At 55.0% G+C, this 15,415-nt stretch carries 10 protein-coding genes; 5 read left to right on the top strand and 5 right to left on the bottom strand.

Annotated features, from left to right (window positions below; genetic code table 11):
• Positions 1-20 precede the first annotated feature (20 nt).
• Positions 21-2,168 carry a polyphosphate kinase 1 gene (gene ppk1, locus WEB64_RS06270; protein ID WP_368060133.1) on the top strand — a complete coding sequence of 716 codons (2,148 nt, stop codon included), beginning with the start codon at positions 21-23 and terminating at the stop codon, positions 2,166-2,168.
• A gap of 67 nt (positions 2,169-2,235) precedes the next feature.
• Positions 2,236-3,531, top strand: a complete 1,296-nt coding sequence (locus tag WEB64_RS06265) for a DUF945 family protein (protein ID WP_368060135.1) — start codon at positions 2,236-2,238, stop codon at positions 3,529-3,531.
• A 25-nt stretch (positions 3,532-3,556) separates the two neighbouring features.
• On the opposite strand, the gene ggt is transcribed toward WEB64_RS06265, so the two are convergent.
• The 4 genes from ggt to WEB64_RS06245 form a co-directional block, all read right to left on the bottom strand.
• Positions 3,557-5,263, bottom strand: a complete 1,707-nt coding sequence (gene ggt / locus WEB64_RS06260) for a gamma-glutamyltransferase (protein ID WP_368060137.1) — start codon at positions 5,261-5,263, stop codon at positions 3,557-3,559.
• A 57-nt stretch (positions 5,264-5,320) separates the two neighbouring features.
• Positions 5,321-5,572: a YfhL family 4Fe-4S dicluster ferredoxin gene (locus WEB64_RS06255; RefSeq protein WP_368060139.1), complete on the bottom strand. Its 252-nt coding sequence runs from the start codon at positions 5,570-5,572 to the stop codon at positions 5,321-5,323.
• A 54-nt stretch (positions 5,573-5,626) separates the two neighbouring features.
• The gene (gene coaD / locus WEB64_RS06250) at positions 5,627-6,103 is read right to left on the bottom strand and encodes a pantetheine-phosphate adenylyltransferase (RefSeq protein ID WP_368060141.1); all 477 of its coding nucleotides are present in this window, start codon (positions 6,101-6,103) and stop codon (positions 5,627-5,629) included.
• A 93-nt stretch (positions 6,104-6,196) separates the two neighbouring features.
• Positions 6,197-7,642, bottom strand: coding sequence for a coniferyl aldehyde dehydrogenase (locus WEB64_RS06245; protein ID WP_368060143.1), 1,446 nt, complete (start codon positions 7,640-7,642; stop codon positions 6,197-6,199).
• Positions 7,643-7,796: 154 nt separating this feature from the next.
• On the opposite strand from WEB64_RS06245, the gene WEB64_RS06240 reads away from it, so the two are divergent.
• Positions 7,797-8,471: a TetR/AcrR family transcriptional regulator gene (locus WEB64_RS06240; RefSeq protein WP_368060145.1), complete on the top strand. Its 675-nt coding sequence runs from the start codon at positions 7,797-7,799 to the stop codon at positions 8,469-8,471.
• A gap of 144 nt (positions 8,472-8,615) precedes the next feature.
• Here WEB64_RS06240 and yihA read toward each other — a convergent pair whose 3' ends face one another.
• Positions 8,616-9,260, bottom strand: a complete 645-nt coding sequence (gene yihA, locus WEB64_RS06235) for a ribosome biogenesis GTP-binding protein YihA/YsxC (protein WP_368060147.1) — start codon at positions 9,258-9,260, stop codon at positions 8,616-8,618.
• A 173-nt stretch (positions 9,261-9,433) separates the two neighbouring features.
• Between yihA and WEB64_RS06230 the strand changes: the two genes are divergently transcribed.
• Positions 9,434-10,042, top strand: coding sequence for a cytochrome c (locus tag WEB64_RS06230; RefSeq protein WP_368060149.1), 609 nt, complete (start codon positions 9,434-9,436; stop codon positions 10,040-10,042).
• 388 nt (positions 10,043-10,430) lie between these two features.
• The gene (locus WEB64_RS06225; protein ID WP_368060151.1) at positions 10,431-15,344 is read left to right on the top strand and encodes a HAMP domain-containing protein; all 4,914 of its coding nucleotides are present in this window, start codon (positions 10,431-10,433) and stop codon (positions 15,342-15,344) included.
• Positions 15,345-15,415: the final 71 nt, after the last annotated feature.

Below are 15,415 nucleotides of genomic sequence, written 5' to 3'. Positions count from 1 at the left end.
CGGGCAAGGATTTACGAGTGATGAGCACGGACTCTGCCAAAATACTGAAATCTGCCAACGAACTGAGCGAAATTGGTTCAGAACCTGTATCTGGTATTCCGGAGATTTTGCCGCCGCTCGACCCCGCGGCCAGTGAGCATTATTTCAATCGCGAGCTGAGCCATATCCAGTTTCATTACCGGGTTCTGCAGCAGGCGCTGGATGAGAATCATCCCCTGATCAACCGGCTGATTTTCTGCTGTATTTTCAGCAGCAATATGGATGAGTTTTTTGAAATCCGGGTGGCTGGTCTGCGCCAGCAAATGAAATATGGCCGTGAAAGTATTGGTCCGGATGGCATGCTGCCTGAGCAATTGCTCAATGAAATCAGCCGGGTGGCCCATGATTACATCCATCAGCAATATGATATCCTGAACAATATCCTGATTCCTGCCATGGAGCGGGAGAACATCCATTTTGTGCGTCGTCGAGACTGGACGCCAGCGCAAACAGAGTGGGTGCAGCGGTACTTTGAGGACGAAATACTGCCTGTGGTGAACCCCATTGGTCTCGACCCCTCGCATCCTTTTCCGAGACTGGTCAACAAGAGCCTTAACTTTATCGTAGAACTGGATGGTAAAGATGCCTTCGGTCGGGAAACCGGTATGGCCATCGTGCCCGCCCCGCGTTCTTTACCCCGGCTGGTCCGGTTGCCGGACAATGTCTGTAATGGCGGCGACAACCTAGTGTTCCTGTCCTCCATGATTCATGCCCACACGGACGAGCTGTTCCCGGGCATGGAGATCAAGGGCTGTTACCAGTTCCGTCTGACCCGCAATGCCGACCTGGAACTTGAGGATGATCTTGAGGATCTGGCTTCGGCCCTGCGCGGTGAATTACTGAGTCGTCGCTTTGGTGACGGCGTGCGGCTTGAAGTCGCGGATAATTGTCCGGAGGAGTTGATCCAGTTCCTGTTGCGGGAGTTCGGTCTCACCGAACGTGATCTGTACAAGGTCCATGGGCCGGTGAACCTGAACCGGTTGATGGCTGTGGTGGGGCTGGTTGATCGTCCTGACCTCAGTTACCCCGGTTTCTCGGCCGCCGTGCCCAAATCGATTCGTAATAAAGAATTGATTTTTGACGCGATCCGGCAACAGCCAGTGCTGTTATTACACCCCTATGAGAGTTTTACGCCGGTCATCGATTTTCTCCGACAGGCGGCCAAAGATCCTCAGGTCCTGGCCATCCGCCAGACCCTCTATCGCACCGGTGCCGATTCGGAAATCGTCGAGGCGCTAATGGACGCAGCCCGCCGGGGCAAGGAAGTCACCGCCGTAATCGAACTTCGCGCACGATTCGATGAGGCCGAGAACCTTGAGCTGGCGAGCCGTCTGCAAGAGGCCGGGGTGATCGTGGTTTATGGCGTTGTGGGTTATAAAACCCACGCTAAAATGATTCTGATCGTGCGGCGCGAGGACGGCAAGCTCAAACGATACGTGCACCTGGGTACCGGAAACTATCATGCCGGTAACGCCCGCCTTTACACCGATTACAGTTTGCTGTCTTGTGACGATGCCCTGGGGGACGACGTCAACAAGCTGTTTCAGCAGTTGACAGGAATGGGTAAGGCTCTGAAGATAAAGAAATTATTCCATGCGCCGTTTACTCTGCATCGCCGCCTGATCGAGCTGATTGAGCGTGAAGCGAGCCTGGGTGACAAGGGCCATATTATTTTCAAGATTAATGCCCTGACCGATCCGGATGTTATGCAGGCTCTGTATCGCGCCTCCCAGGCAGGGGCGCGTATAGATATGATCATTCGAGGCATCTGCTGTTTGCGTCCCGGGATTCCCGGTTTGTCCGAAAATATCCATGTACGCTCGATTATCGGGCGCTTCCTTGAGCACACCCGGGTCTACTATTTTGCCAACAATGGCAAAACAGAAGTGTTCTGCTCCAGCGCCGATGCCATGGTAAGAAACCTTGTTAACCGGGTCGAGGTGGCATTCCCCATTGAGGATCGGGACCTTGCAGCACGAGTACGCGAGGATCTCGACGCCTACCTGTTGGACAATTGTCAGAGCTGGGTCTTGCAGCCAGACGGCAGTTACGTTCAGAATCAACCCGCTACGGACCAGGAACGCTTTGCTTCCCAGGCAGTGTTGCTGGAACGTCTGACTGGAAAATAATCGGGACACATGATGCAGCCTCCGGTGCAGGACCGCGCTGGAGATCAAATATTTGGAGCAGGGATTCATGAAAAAATGGCTATTGGCCATCGGTGTAATACTGGTAGTTATCATTGCTGCGCCTTGGGGCGTAGGCATTTTGACGGAACAGCAATGGCAGCGGACGACAGCGGAAATTAACAGGGCCCAGCCTTACTTCACCGTGGAGACTGCTCGTTACCAGAGAGGTCTTTATGGTGCCGAAATAGTGGGCACCGTCAGCTTGCGAAATCCTGGTAATCCGGATGAAGCGCATCGTTTTGGGTATCGCGGCGATGTTTCCCACGGTGTCACTGGCAGTGAGATCAGATTCTTTCCGGATCAGGCCAGCGCTGACCTGATCGACGATTTCTTTCCCGACCGCCTACCGACGGTGACCGTGAACGGCAAGCTATGGGGCACCGCTGAAATCGAATATAACGTTCCGGCTATCGACAGAGTGAGCGATGAAACCGGCGAATCCCTGAATGTTGCAGAAAGCTATGGTTGGGCAAAGATTTCCGACGCAGGCAACGACCTGGAGATGGATTTGCGTTGGCCTGGCGTAGTCGCCCGTGGTCCAAAAGCACGCATCGTGGTGAATGACGTCAGGATTGCCCAGACTATGAGTAAACTGGCAGGCAATGTCTGGACCGGCGAGGGTGCTGTGTCCATCGCGCGTCTGGAGGCCGAATTTGAGAATCAGCCCCCGGTGACGGTCGAGAACTTTGCGCTCCGGAGTGATACCTCGGCTGAAGGCGATACGCGGTTCAGCTCCCAGGTCGAACTGGATATTGATCGGGTTGCTTCCCGCGATGATGAATACGGCCCCCACCATGTTGAGTTCGTCATGGAAAATATGGAGGTCGCCGCCTGGAATCGGCTTGTCGATGCTTTCAGTGATATCAGAGAGTTGAATTCGGTTCAGCCTGGTGACGTGGCTTCACGGCAAGGGCTTGTAAAGCAGCAGATGGATCTGATGATGAATGTCAGCAGTTCCGTTAAAGCGCTGGCTGGGGCCGGGATGTCACTGGGTTTTCCGGAGTTCAGCGTGATCACCCCCCACGGTGAAGTGTCTGGTAGCCTGGTGTTGCGTCATCCCGAGCTGTCTGAGGATGAGCGGGCGGCCCTGAGCCTCGTGATGCAACGTTTGACCGGGGAATTATCTATCACTATCCCGGTCGCCCTTGCGGAGGCGCAGCCTGTACTGATGACTGAACTGCTTCCTCTGATCGAACAGGGGTTGCTGGTGCGGGACGACGAAACCTTCAAACTTGAAGCTGACCTGAAAGATCTGGAACTGGATGTTAACAGCCAGATCATTCCTTTACCCCCGATGATTTAACCCTCGTTGGGGCAAGTCTGATATGTCACTCCACCCGCGCTGCGCCGATACCTCTGGGATCAGATGCAGCACTGGTGGTGCCCTTCTGGTGGTCCACCACAATCAGTTGCATATTGCCGTAATCCCGCTCGACGTCTTTGAGCTCGTGGCCCATGGCCTGTAAATCGTCCGCCAGCGACCCCGTGAGAAAGCCGGGTTCATACTGGATATGATCAGGCAGATATTGATGATGAAACCGTGGGGCCGCAACCACCTCTTCGGCACTGCTTCCCGCCATCAATTCCAGCAATCCGAGATACACCATTGTGATAATCCGGCTGCCTCCGGGTGTACCAATAATGGCACTTCTAGCCGGGCCGCTCATCAGCGTGGGTGTCATGCTGGATAATGGGCGTTTGCCCGGTTCGACCTTGTTGGCTTCGCCACCGACCAGGCCGTAGGCGTTAGGAGTGCCCGGTTTAATGGAAAAGTCGTCCATTTCATTGTTCAGCAATACGCCAGTGCTGGCAGACAGAAAGCCAGACCCGAACGGCAGGTTGATACTCAGCGTTGCACTGACACGGTTGCCTTGTTGATCCAGCACGGACAAATGGGTGGTGTGAGTGCCACTGGAAAAGTCGCCTTTCAGTTCCTTGGAGGACGTCGCCGTTGTCATGCTGATGGTGGATGCCTGGCGGGCCAGGTAGGACGGCGCCAGCAGCATGGCCGTCGGCACATCGGTAAAGTCAGGGTCTCCGAGATACAATGCCCGATCCCGGTAGGCACGGCGCATCATTTCGGTGAGGTAGTGAACCCGCATCGCTGCCGGGTTTGCTTCAGACGGTGTAAACGGCCGGGCGGCCATCATGCCGAACATCTGGGCCAGTGCGATACCTCCCGAGGAAGGCGGTGGTGCGCTCCAGAGCGTGTAAGGGCCGTGTTCGATCAGTATGGGTGTTCGTTCCATAATACGATAATCAGCCAGGTCGTCGACCGTCCACAAGCCACCTGCGCCAGAGACATCCTCGGCCAGTCTGGTGGCAACCTCGCCCTGGTAGAAACCGTTATGGCCCTGCTGCGCGAGCGTAGCCAAGGTGCGAGCGAGCGCGGGTTGCTTTATCAGCGCTCCGAGGGCCGGAAGCTGATTGTCGACCAGAAATACCTGGCTGGTTGTCGGATAGCGCTGCAGTACGTCAAGCCGCCACTCGGCAAGCTGCCGGTAACGGTTATCTACCGGGAAGCCGTCCCGGGCAAGGTCAATGGCGGTTTGCAGACTGCGCTGCAACGGCTGGTTGCCGAAACGCGAGCTGATGTGGGCAAAGGCGGCGGGCTGGCCGGGGATACCCGCAGCCAATGGCCCGTTCACCGATAATTTGTCATGGTGTACGTTGCCGTCAGCGTCCAGATACATGGTTTCATGAGCGTCGCCAGGCGCTGTTTCCCGGGCATCCACAAACACGGCGTTGCCGTCAGCCTGTTGCAGTAACCAGAACCCGCCGCCCCCAATCCCGGCACTGTAGGGCTCGACGACGCCAAGTACAGCGGCTGTCGCCACTGCGGCGTCAAAAGCATTGCCCCCTTCGGCAAGGATTTTCATACCTGCTTCGGTGGCCAGGGGGTGGGCGCTCGCCACCGCAGGTTGATAGCTCGATAGTAGTGAGCTTGATTGAGGCGTGGCGGCACAACCGGCTATAAGCATCAATAAACTGAGCAGGGCGAGCGTGTAGGTCTTCACGGATGCCAGCAGGCGCATGGGCTTGGATTCCTCTCGGTTCAGGACCATCAGTTCAATGGCATCAGTTCAGTGCCATCAGTTTAGCGCTGTCAGTAGGTGGTAACGCTCCAATAACCGGGCTTCAGTTTCGATGTGTTGGGGGTCAACCGGAATGCAATCAACCGGGCACACCTGCTGGCATTGTGGTTCGTTATAATGGCCGACGCACTCTGTGCACTTGCCAGGATCAATCACGTAAATTTCTTCACCGGCGGAGATGGCCTCGTTCGGGCATTCCGGTTCACAGACGTCACAATTGATGCATTCGTCAGTAATAATCAGGGCCATTCGGTATTACCTCGGGAGTGGTGTTGAACACCAGCTCTTAACATTTCAGACGAATTATCCAAATTTTCTTTTAAGGGCAGCTGCTACTTTTGGGTCCACGAATTCCGACACATCGCCACCCAGGGAGGCAATTTCGCGGATCAGAGTGGAAGAGATATAGGACAGGTGGTTGGCTGGCGTCAGGAATACGCTCTCCACCTCGGGGGCCAGACGACGGTTCATATCCGCCAGTTGGAATTCGTACTCAAAATCTGACACCGCTCGCAGCCCCCGTAAAATGACGCTGGCGTTCTGTTGTTTGACGAACTCTGCCAGCAGATTACTGAACCCGGTGACACGCACATTGGTCAAGTGAGAGGTAGCGCCTTCAACTAACGCAACGCGCTCTTCCAGCGTTAACAGTGGTTGTTTTTTCGGACTGAAAGCGATGGCAACGACCACGGTGTCAAACAGTTTACCGGCTCGTTCGATCAGATCGGTATGGCCGTTCGTAATAGGGTCAAAAGTGCCCGGGTAGATGACCGTGGTCATATGTCTGCTCCTACTGGTTAAATCGCCGATAGGATAACAGTTTAGTGGTTAAATCGGGGAGCCGCACCCCGATTCCTGAGGGAAATCCGGCTGTCAGCGAATAAACATTTTGTACACCATCTTGTGCATCGCTGTGCCATGGGGCGCATAGACGAATTTGCCGCTGTTGAATCGCTGTTTGCTGAAAACGGCCCGGGCGTGGGAGAACGTCAGGAAACCCTCTTTACCATGATAGCTCCCCATCCCGGAGGCACCGATGCCACCGAATGGCAAGTCATCCTGAGCAACGTGCATCAGAGTATCGTTGATGCACATGCCGCCAGAGTGGGTCTGGGCGATAACGTAGTCCTGCATGTCACGCTCATAACCGAAGTAGTAAAGTGAAAGCGGCCTGGGTCGGTCATTGATGTAGGTGATGGCTTCCTCAATACCGTTGTAACTCACCACCGGAAGAATGGGACCAAAGATCTCATCTTGCAGAACCTTCATATCGCCGGTCGCTTTCAATATCAGATGGACGGGCATTTTGCGGGTGCCGTCCTTCATATTTTCCTGGGCAGGATTGATCTCAATGATCTCTGCACCTTTAGAGCGGGCATCATCGAGATAACTCTGTAAACGTTCATACTGCCGCTCGTTGATAATCGCGGTGTAATCCTCGTTATCCCGGAGATTGGGGTACATTTCAGCGAATTGGGTGCGGAATTCGTCGACAAATGCCTGTATCCGGTCGGTGGGGCACAGGACGTAATCCGGGGCTACGCAGGTCTGGCCAGCGTTTATAGCCTTGCCGAACGCGATGCGTTGCGCTGCATCGGGCATGGGCACGTCGGAAGAAACAATGGCCGGGGATTTACCGCCCAGTTCCAGCGTCACCGGTGTCAGATGCTCGGCCGCAGCACGCATCACCAGCTTGCCAACCGAGGTTGAGCCGGTGAAGAGCAGATGATCAAAAGGTCTGCTGGAAAAATCCGCTGCTACATCGGCTTCGCCGTTGATAACCGCCACCAGGTCCTGGGGGAAGGTAGATTCGATCAACTCCTTGAAAAGCGCCGACGTATGGGGGGTGAACTCGGACATTTTCACCATTACCCGGTTGCCTGCGGCCAGGGCTGCCACCAATGGCCCGACGGCCAGGAAAATCGGGTAGTTCCAGGGCACAATAATGCCTACGACTCCCAGGGGCTGGTAGTGCACTTTGTTGCTGGCAGGCTGGAACAGCACCGACACACTGCGCCTCGAAGGTTTCATCCACCCATCGAGATGTTTGAGGGCATAGTTGATGCCCTGTATAGAGGGCATTACCTCTGCGATCAGGGTTTCGTCTCTTGATCGGCAACTGAAATCCCGGTCGATGGCATCCAGAATGCGGGATTCATTTTTTAACAGTACTCGTTTGAGTCGTTTGAGGTTCTCTTTTCGCTCGGTCGCTGACGGCATGGGGTTACGACGGAAAGCCAGACGCTGTTCTTCGAGAATGCGTCCGGTGTATTGAATATGCTTCTTGCTTTCGGTCAATTGAACGACGTTGGCGACCATGGTTCCCCCCCCCTTATTTGCATCTGATGCTATTATTAGAGTATATACTCTATTGAGTCAAGAATGGGTCCGTGGTGAATCGGGCTAGTTCGCAACGTCGCTTCGGGAGTCGCCGCGTAACCTGATGTAAACCAACCTTTTCGACAGTGAGCGTATGAAAACCAGAGATAAGATACTGTTGTCGAGCCTTGAGCTGTTTAACGAGCGGGGTGAACGAAACATCACGACCAACCATATTTCTGCGTATCTGGCGATTTCCCCGGGCAATCTCTATTACCATTTCAGGAATAAGTCCGACATCATTTACGAGATTTATCTGGAATACGAAAAGCTGGTCGATTACTACCTGCAAATTCCTGACGACCGGCCGCTGACGCTGGAAGATCTGACGTTTTATCTGGAGTCCGTATTTGACGGGTTATGGAGTTACCGCTTCTTTCATCGAGAACTCGAGTTTTTGTTGGACAGTGATCAGCGACTCAGGGAGGACTACCGGAGGTTTACCAGTCGATGCCTGGCGGCGATCAACCGGATTTTTGATGGTCTGGCCGAGGGCGGCGTGATTCAACCCCAGTCTGAGGACCTGCGATCGGCGATGTCTCTGAATGTCTGGCTGGTGATTACCAACTGGCTGGCATTTCTGAAGACTGCGCACGGCTCGGAGTTGTCCAACGATTTGTCGCTCGGCCAGCTCAAGCAGGGAATCTATCAAGTGCTTACTCTGGAGATTCCCTACCTGACCCCTGAATTTTACGAACCCGTGATGGCCTTGCGGGAAAAGTATCGGCCGCAGTTGCCGGTAATGATTGATGAGAAAACGGAAGGATAGCAATGGAACTTTTACTGTGACGTGCGGTCCTATCAATGACGCTGAAGAATTCGGACATTCCAAGGTGTCGTCCTGAGTTGATCTCAGGTTTTAGCACGTCGCAAACCCTGACGTTTTACCCGGCCTGCAAATGGCCGGGTTTTTTTATGCCTGCTGTTCCGGCTCTTCCACTTGTTCCAGCCATTGGGTTAAAGCATTGCGGCTTTCATCCACCCCTTTTTTTGATGTCGCCGAGAACATGATCAGGTGCTGCACACAACTGAACGATTTCAGGCGGCTGGCGATGCCAAGCAGTGCGGTTTTGGCCTGACCAAACTTCAGTTTGTCGGATTTTGTGGCCAGAATCATTAATGGAAGCTGGTTATGTTCGCACCATTCCACCATCATCTGATCGAAGTCCGTGAGCGGGTGCCGGATATCCATGACCAGTATGAGTCCTCTAAGACTCAGGCGTTGTGACAGATAGTGATCAAGGTGTTTCTGCCAATCGTCCTTCATGTCCCGGGAAACCTTGGCGTAACCGTAACCTGGCAAATCAACCAGGCGGCAGTTCTCCCGGTTCAGGGAGAAAAAGTTGATCAGCCGTGTTCGCCCGGGTGTCTTGCTGGTTCTGGCCAGTTTGCCATTGGCTGTGATGGAATTGATGGCACTGGATTTGCCAGCATTGGAGCGCCCGGCAAATGCGACCTCGGCGCCAGTATCGGCAGGGCACTCCTCAAAACGAGAGGCGCTGACCAGAAAACGGGCACTGTTGAACGAAATGGTTTTGGCAGAGAGATCTTCCGACACGGACAGGGGATTTCCTATTGGATTTCAGTTATCGGGGATTAATGTATAATGCTACACCAAATCCGGGCAGCGCGCAGAGTGTTGGTACTGACGGCCTCATTCGGGCTATCGAAGTCAGTGTCTGTCGGCTGAACAACAAATAACATGTTTTAGATGAGAGAAGTGGAGCGAGCATGAAAAAACTGATCGCAGGTGTTGTTCTCGGCGTCAGCCTGGCAGCAACAGCTTATGGCGCTGGAGATCCTGAAGCAGGTGAGGCTAACGCAGCAACATGTGCAGGGTGCCATGGTGAAAACGGCGCTGCTCCGGTTATGGCGGTTTATCCTAAACTGTCGGGCCTGGGTGAAAAATATCTTTATCAGCAGCTTGAGCTGATAAAAGCTGGTGACCGTGCAATTCCAGAGATGACTGGTTTGTTGGATGATATGTCGGAGCAGGATCTGCAGGATTTGGCAGCCTATTTTGATGCACAGGAAATGACCATCGCCAAAGCTGATCCGGAGCTGGTAGAAGCGGGTCGGGCGCTTTATCGCGGTGGTAACCTGGCGTCCGGTATCGCGGCTTGTGCGGCTTGTCACAACCCCTCCGGTAAGGGTAATGATCCAGCGGGCTACCCGCGTTTGAGTGGGCAGACGGCCGAGTATGTTGAGAAGCAGTTGATTGCTTACCGGCGAGGTGAGCGTGATGCTGGTGGTCAAAGTCAGGTGATGATGGACCTCGCGGCGAAATTGACTGACGCAGAAATTAAAGCAGTATCCAGTTATATTTCCGGGTTGCACTGATCAGTTCTGCTGAATATAGGCAACCCGCCTGAGTGCAAGTCGTTCGCTTTATGTTTGGCTGAGCTTGGACAAGTCGGAAGCAGGAAAAAAACCAGCGACCAAAAATCGCTGGTTTTTTTATTCATAAAACGGAGTCAATTCCCTCACTTCAAACTTTCCGGTCTGAAAAATACTCGATGCCCCCTAATATCGACGACATGGCTGTAGTTAAGAGGGCGTCTTCCCCCGAGTACAGATATTACAGCGAGTAGACGACTTTCCGAATCATTGCAAATAGGTAAACCTGTTGAGAAAGAGTCAGCACATAGGTATTTTTTACACTCTCGTAGGCTCCTATTAATCTGGAGGGTTCCTACGGTCCCTCTTTTTTGTATGCGCAGGAATAATAATGACAGCCACCGAAGCCCGAGAAGCCAATTTCGACCCCGCCCTCCTTCTTCAGGTTTTGACCGCTGTCAAGAAGGGTGACTTTTCCGCGAGGATGCCGTTGGACTGGACTGGCGTGAACGGCAAGATTGCCGACGCACTCAATGACATCATTGATATCAACGATAAAATTGCCAAGGAGCTGGATCGGGTCAGCAATGCGGCAGGCAAGGAAGGTAAGCTTGCCCAACGGGTTTCATTCGGCGCGGTGGATGGCGCCTGGGCGGCCCAAGGCGACTCGATCAATACGCTGATTTCCGATTTAGCGATGCCTACCACCGAGATGACGAGAGTTATCGGGGCGGTGGCCAAGGGCGACCTTACCCAGCGGGTCATACTGGATGCCGACGGCAAACCCATGCGCGGTGAGTTCATGCGTACCGCAAAAATTGTTAACACCATGGTGGATCAGCTTGAGTCATTTGCCTCCGAGGTAACCCGGGTGGCGCGGGAAGTGGGTACCGAGGGCGAGTTGGGCGGCCAGGCCCAGGTAAAAGGCGTACTGGGTACGTGGAAGGACCTTACTGACAACGTGAACGCGATGGCTGGCAACCTCACGGTCCAGTTGCGTGACGTTTCCAAGGTGGCGACAGCTATCGCTCAGGGTGATTTAACCCAGAAAATCACGGTGGACGCGAAGGGTGAGATCCTCCAGATCAAAGAAGTAATCAACACCATGGTGGACCAGCTCGGCTCCTTTGCCTCGGAGGTAACCCGGGTGGCAAGGGAGGTGGGCTCGGAGGGCAAACTGGGCGGTCAGGCCCAGGTGCAGGGTGTCGCGGGCACCTGGAAGGACCTCACCGACAACGTAAACTCCATGGCTGGCAACCTGACGGTCCAGCTGAGGGACGTATCCAAGGTCGCAACCGCTATTGCCCAGGGCGACCTGGGCCAGAAGATTACGGTTGACGTAAAAGGCGAGATTCTCCAGATCAAGAATGTAATCAATACTATGGTCGACCAACTCGGGTCTTTTGCCTCGGAGGTAACCCGGGTGGCGCGGGAAGTGGGCACCGACGGCAAGCTCGGGGGTCAGGCGCGTGTAGAGGGCGTCGCCGGTACCTGGAAGGACCTCACCGATAACGTAAACTCGATGGCTGGCAACCTCACCGCCCAGGTGCGGAACATCGCTGAGGTAACGACGGCGGTCGCCAACGGCAATCTATCGAAGAAAATCACGGTAAACGTCAAAGGCGAGATCATGGAGCTGAAGAACACCATCAATACGATGGTCGACCAGCTCGGGTCTTTTGCCTCGGAGGTAACCCGGGTGGCGCGGGAAGTGGGCACCGACGGCAAGCTCGGAGGTCAGGCCCAGGTGCAGGGCGTGGCTGGCACCTGGAAAGATCTTACCGACAACGTTAACTCCATGGCCGGTAACCTGACCTCTCAGGTACGTAACATCGCCGAAGTGACCACCGCCGTGGCCAACGGGAACCTCACCAAAAAGATCACGGTAGACGTTAAGGGCGAGATCATGGAGTTGAAGAACACCATTAACACGATGGTGGATCAGCTTGGCTCGTTCGCCTCAGAAGTAACCCGAGTGGCGCGGGAGGTAGGTACCGACGGTAAACTGGGTGGCCAGGCGGAGGTAGAGGGCGTTTCCGGTACCTGGAAGGACCTTACTGACAACGTAAACCTGATGGCATCGAACCTGACAGGCCAGGTAAGGGGTATCGCGCGGGTCGTAACCGCGGTGGCCGAAGGTGACCTGAACAAGAAGCTGACGGTGGACGCCAAGGGCGAGATTGCCTCCCTGGCCGACACCATTAACAACATGATCGATACCCTGGCCATCTTCGCTGACCAGGTGACCAGTGTGGCCCGGGAAGTGGGCGTGGAAGGCAAGCTGGGTGGGCAGGCACGGGTGCCGGGGGCTTCGGGTACCTGGAAAGACCTGACCGACAACGTAAACCAGCTCGCAGCAAACCTGACGGCCCAGGTACGGGCGATTGCCGAGGTAGCAACAGCGGTGACCAAGGGTGACCTCACCCGGTCGATCGGGGTAGCGGCGGAAGGCGAGGTCGCCGTCCTCAAAGACACCATCAATGAGATGATCCGCAACCTCAAGGACACGACCGACAAGAACACGGAACAGGATTGGCTGAAAACCAACCTGACGCGCTTCACCCGAATCCTCCAGGGGCAGCGCGAGATGTTGACGGTGTGCAAACTGATCCTGTCGGAGCTTGCGCCGCTGGTAAACGCCCAGCATGGTGTTTTTTATGGTATCGAGGGTGAATCAGACAGTGCCCGTCTGGGTCTAAAGGCCAGCTACGCCTATCGGGTCAGGGAAAACCTGTCGCAAACCTTTGCCATGGGTGAAGGACTGGTGGGCGAGTGCGCCTTGGAGAAAGAGCGCATTCTGCTGACCAACGTTCCGGATGACTACATCAAGATCAACTCCGGCGTCGGCGAGGCGTCCCCTCTCAATATTGTCGTGCTACCGGTCATGTTCGAAGGGCATACCAAGGCCGTTATCGAGTTGGCGTCTTTTGAGCGTTTCAGTCCCACGCACCTTTCGTTTCTCGAACAGCTGACCGAGAGTATTGGCATCGTTCTCAATACCATCGAAGCCAACTCGCGGACGGAGGGGCTGCTGTTGCAGTCCCAGAAGATGGCGGAAGAACTGCGAGACCAACAGGACGAGTTGCAGCAGACCAACGAGGAGTTGGAGGAAAAGGCCCAGCTGCTCTCGGCCCAGAACATCGAGGTGGAACGCAAGAACCAGGAAGTTGAGATTGCCAAACAGTCTCTTGAGGAGAAGGCGGCACAGTTATCGCTGACGTCCAAATATAAGTCCGAGTTCCTTGCCAACATGTCCCATGAGCTGCGAACTCCGCTCAATAGTTTATTGCTGTTGGCTCAGCAACTTCGCGACAACCCCGACCAGAACCTCAGCGGTAAGCAAGTGGAGTACGCTAAAACGATCTTCGCGTCCGGCCACGATTTGTTGAACCTGATCAATGATATCCTGGATCTGTCCAAGATCGAGTCGGGCACCGTTACGGCGGACATTGCCGAGGTGACGTTCAATGATCTGGACCGCTTTGTGCAGCAGACCTTCAGGCACATAGCTGAAGATAAGAAGCTGGACTTTGCGGTGGAACTTGACAGCGATCTGCCGTCCTCCATTTTTACCGACGAGCGGCGCCTCAAGCAGATCGCTAAGAACCTGCTCTCCAATGCCTTCAAGTTTACTTCCCACGGCTCAGTAACGCTGACAGTGAAACTGGTGACTGAGGGTTGGGGTAAGCTTTCGCCGCTTAACAAGGCGAACCGCGTGGTTGCGTTTTCAGTCAGTGATTCCGGTATCGGCATCTCACGGGACAAACAACGGGTGATCTTCGAAGCGTTCCAGCAAGCCGATGGCACTACCAGCCGTAAATATGGCGGCACAGGGCTGGGCCTGGCAATTAGTCGCGAATTGGCCCGGCTCCTGGGAGGCCAGATTGCACTGAAGAGCGAACCGGGTGAGGGCAGTGAGTTCACCCTGTACTTGCCGCTGCATTACCGAACCGCCAAAGCCAGTACCCTGGTTCAGGACGCCGACGTGCCAGCGCTCGCGTATGATGGAGAGCGCGCGGCGGCTAGTTCACTCGAAGACGGTTTTATCGAGCCGGGCGAAGAAAAGGCCGAATTAACGCCCGCTACTGTGGCGCTGGAGAGCATTAGCGATGACCGAATCGACCTTCAGACGGGCGAGCAGGTTATGTTGATTGCCGAGGATGACCCCCACACTGCCAACGTCCTGCTGGCGCTTGCTCACGAGCGCGGCATGAAGGCGGTCGTGGCCACCCAGGCGCAAGCAACCCTGGCGATGGCGCGGCAATATCAACCCGACGTTATCGTGTTGAATATTAAACTTCCCGGTATGAGCGGGTGGGGTATCCTCGACTATCTGAAACACGAGTCGACAACCCGACACATACCCGTATACATCATCGCCGGGGAAGAGGATGAACTCGCCGGTCGCCGGCTGGGCGCGCGGGGCACCATTTCAAGCCCCGTGGACCGCGAGTCACTGGATATTGTCATTCACCAGCCAAGTGACTCAGGGGCTGATGGGAAAAAGAACCTACTGGTCGTGGAGAACGTTCAGGCTGGCCAGGAGCGCCTTGCGAAATTCCTGGACGGTGATGATGTGCAGGTCACCTCAGCCGATTGGGCTGGCGCACTTGAGATACTTGCAAACGCTCGTTTCGACTGTTTGGTGGTTGACCTGAGCATGGCGGAGAAGTCAGGTCTTGAGCTACTGAGCGCGCTCAGTGGCGAGTTAAGCTTACGAGCCCTGCCAATTGTCGTTTACAGCACCAGGGAGGCGACAGCGGCTGACCGGGCAGAGTTGGCGGCGCTCGGCAGGTCTCTGGTGTTGACGCCGGTACACACCCGAGAGTGGCTCCTTGATCAGGTCACGTTGTACCTGCACCAGGCTGAGGCCGATCTGACGGAACCCAAGCAGGAAATTCTGCAGCGTGTCCGAAAAGCCGACCCCAGACTGGCCGGTCGCACGGTCCTGATCGTGGATGATGATGTCCGGAATATATTCTCCCTGACCGCATTTCTCGAGCAGCACTGCATGCAGGTACATTCCGCCGAAAACGGCAAAAGCGCCATTACCCAGTTAAAGAAGCGGTCAGACATTGAGATCGTGCTGATGGATATCATGATGCCGGAAATGGACGGCTACGAAACCATTCGAGCAGTCAGGGGAATGCCTGATCTGAGGGCGCTGCCAGTTATCGCGCTAACGGCCAAGGCGATGCCCGGGGATCGTGAGAAGTGTATTGAAGTCGGGGCTTCGGATTACATTCCAAAGCCAGTCAATACGGAGCAGCTGCTATCGTTAATGCGGGTATGGTTGTCCCTTTGAGCTCCTACCCTTGAGCCGCTAGAGAGAGTCGGGGCCAACAGAGCGGCCGGGATGTTGGGCGACCGAAATCG

Origin of the sequence: Marinobacter sp. (assembly GCF_040882185.1) — a bacterium.
Lineage (GTDB): Bacteria > Pseudomonadota > Gammaproteobacteria > Pseudomonadales > Oleiphilaceae > Marinobacter.
This window is presented reverse-complemented; position numbering and strand designations above follow the sequence as displayed.

Excerpts from the sequence above, each read along its gene's own strand:
- ppk1 (WP_368060133.1), top strand. The coding sequence starts at position 21 with ATGAGCACGGACTCTGCCAAAATACTGAAATCTGCCAACGAACTGAGC.
- WEB64_RS06245 (WP_368060143.1), bottom strand. The coding sequence starts at position 7,642 with ATGGTCGCCAACGTCGTTCAATTGACCGAAAGCAAGAAGCATATTCAA.
- WEB64_RS06255 (WP_368060139.1), bottom strand. The coding sequence starts at position 5,572 with ATGGCCCTGATTATTACTGACGAATGCATCAATTGTGACGTCTGTGAA.
- coaD (WP_368060141.1), bottom strand. The coding sequence starts at position 6,103 with ATGACCACGGTCATCTACCCGGGCACTTTTGACCCTATTACGAACGGC.
- ggt (WP_368060137.1), bottom strand. The coding sequence starts at position 5,263 with ATGCGCCTGCTGGCATCCGTGAAGACCTACACGCTCGCCCTGCTCAGT.
- WEB64_RS06230 (WP_368060149.1), top strand. The coding sequence starts at position 9,434 with ATGAAAAAACTGATCGCAGGTGTTGTTCTCGGCGTCAGCCTGGCAGCA.
- WEB64_RS06240 (WP_368060145.1), top strand. The coding sequence starts at position 7,797 with ATGAAAACCAGAGATAAGATACTGTTGTCGAGCCTTGAGCTGTTTAAC.
- WEB64_RS06225 (WP_368060151.1), top strand. The coding sequence starts at position 10,431 with ATGACAGCCACCGAAGCCCGAGAAGCCAATTTCGACCCCGCCCTCCTT.
- WEB64_RS06265 (WP_368060135.1), top strand. The coding sequence starts at position 2,236 with ATGAAAAAATGGCTATTGGCCATCGGTGTAATACTGGTAGTTATCATT.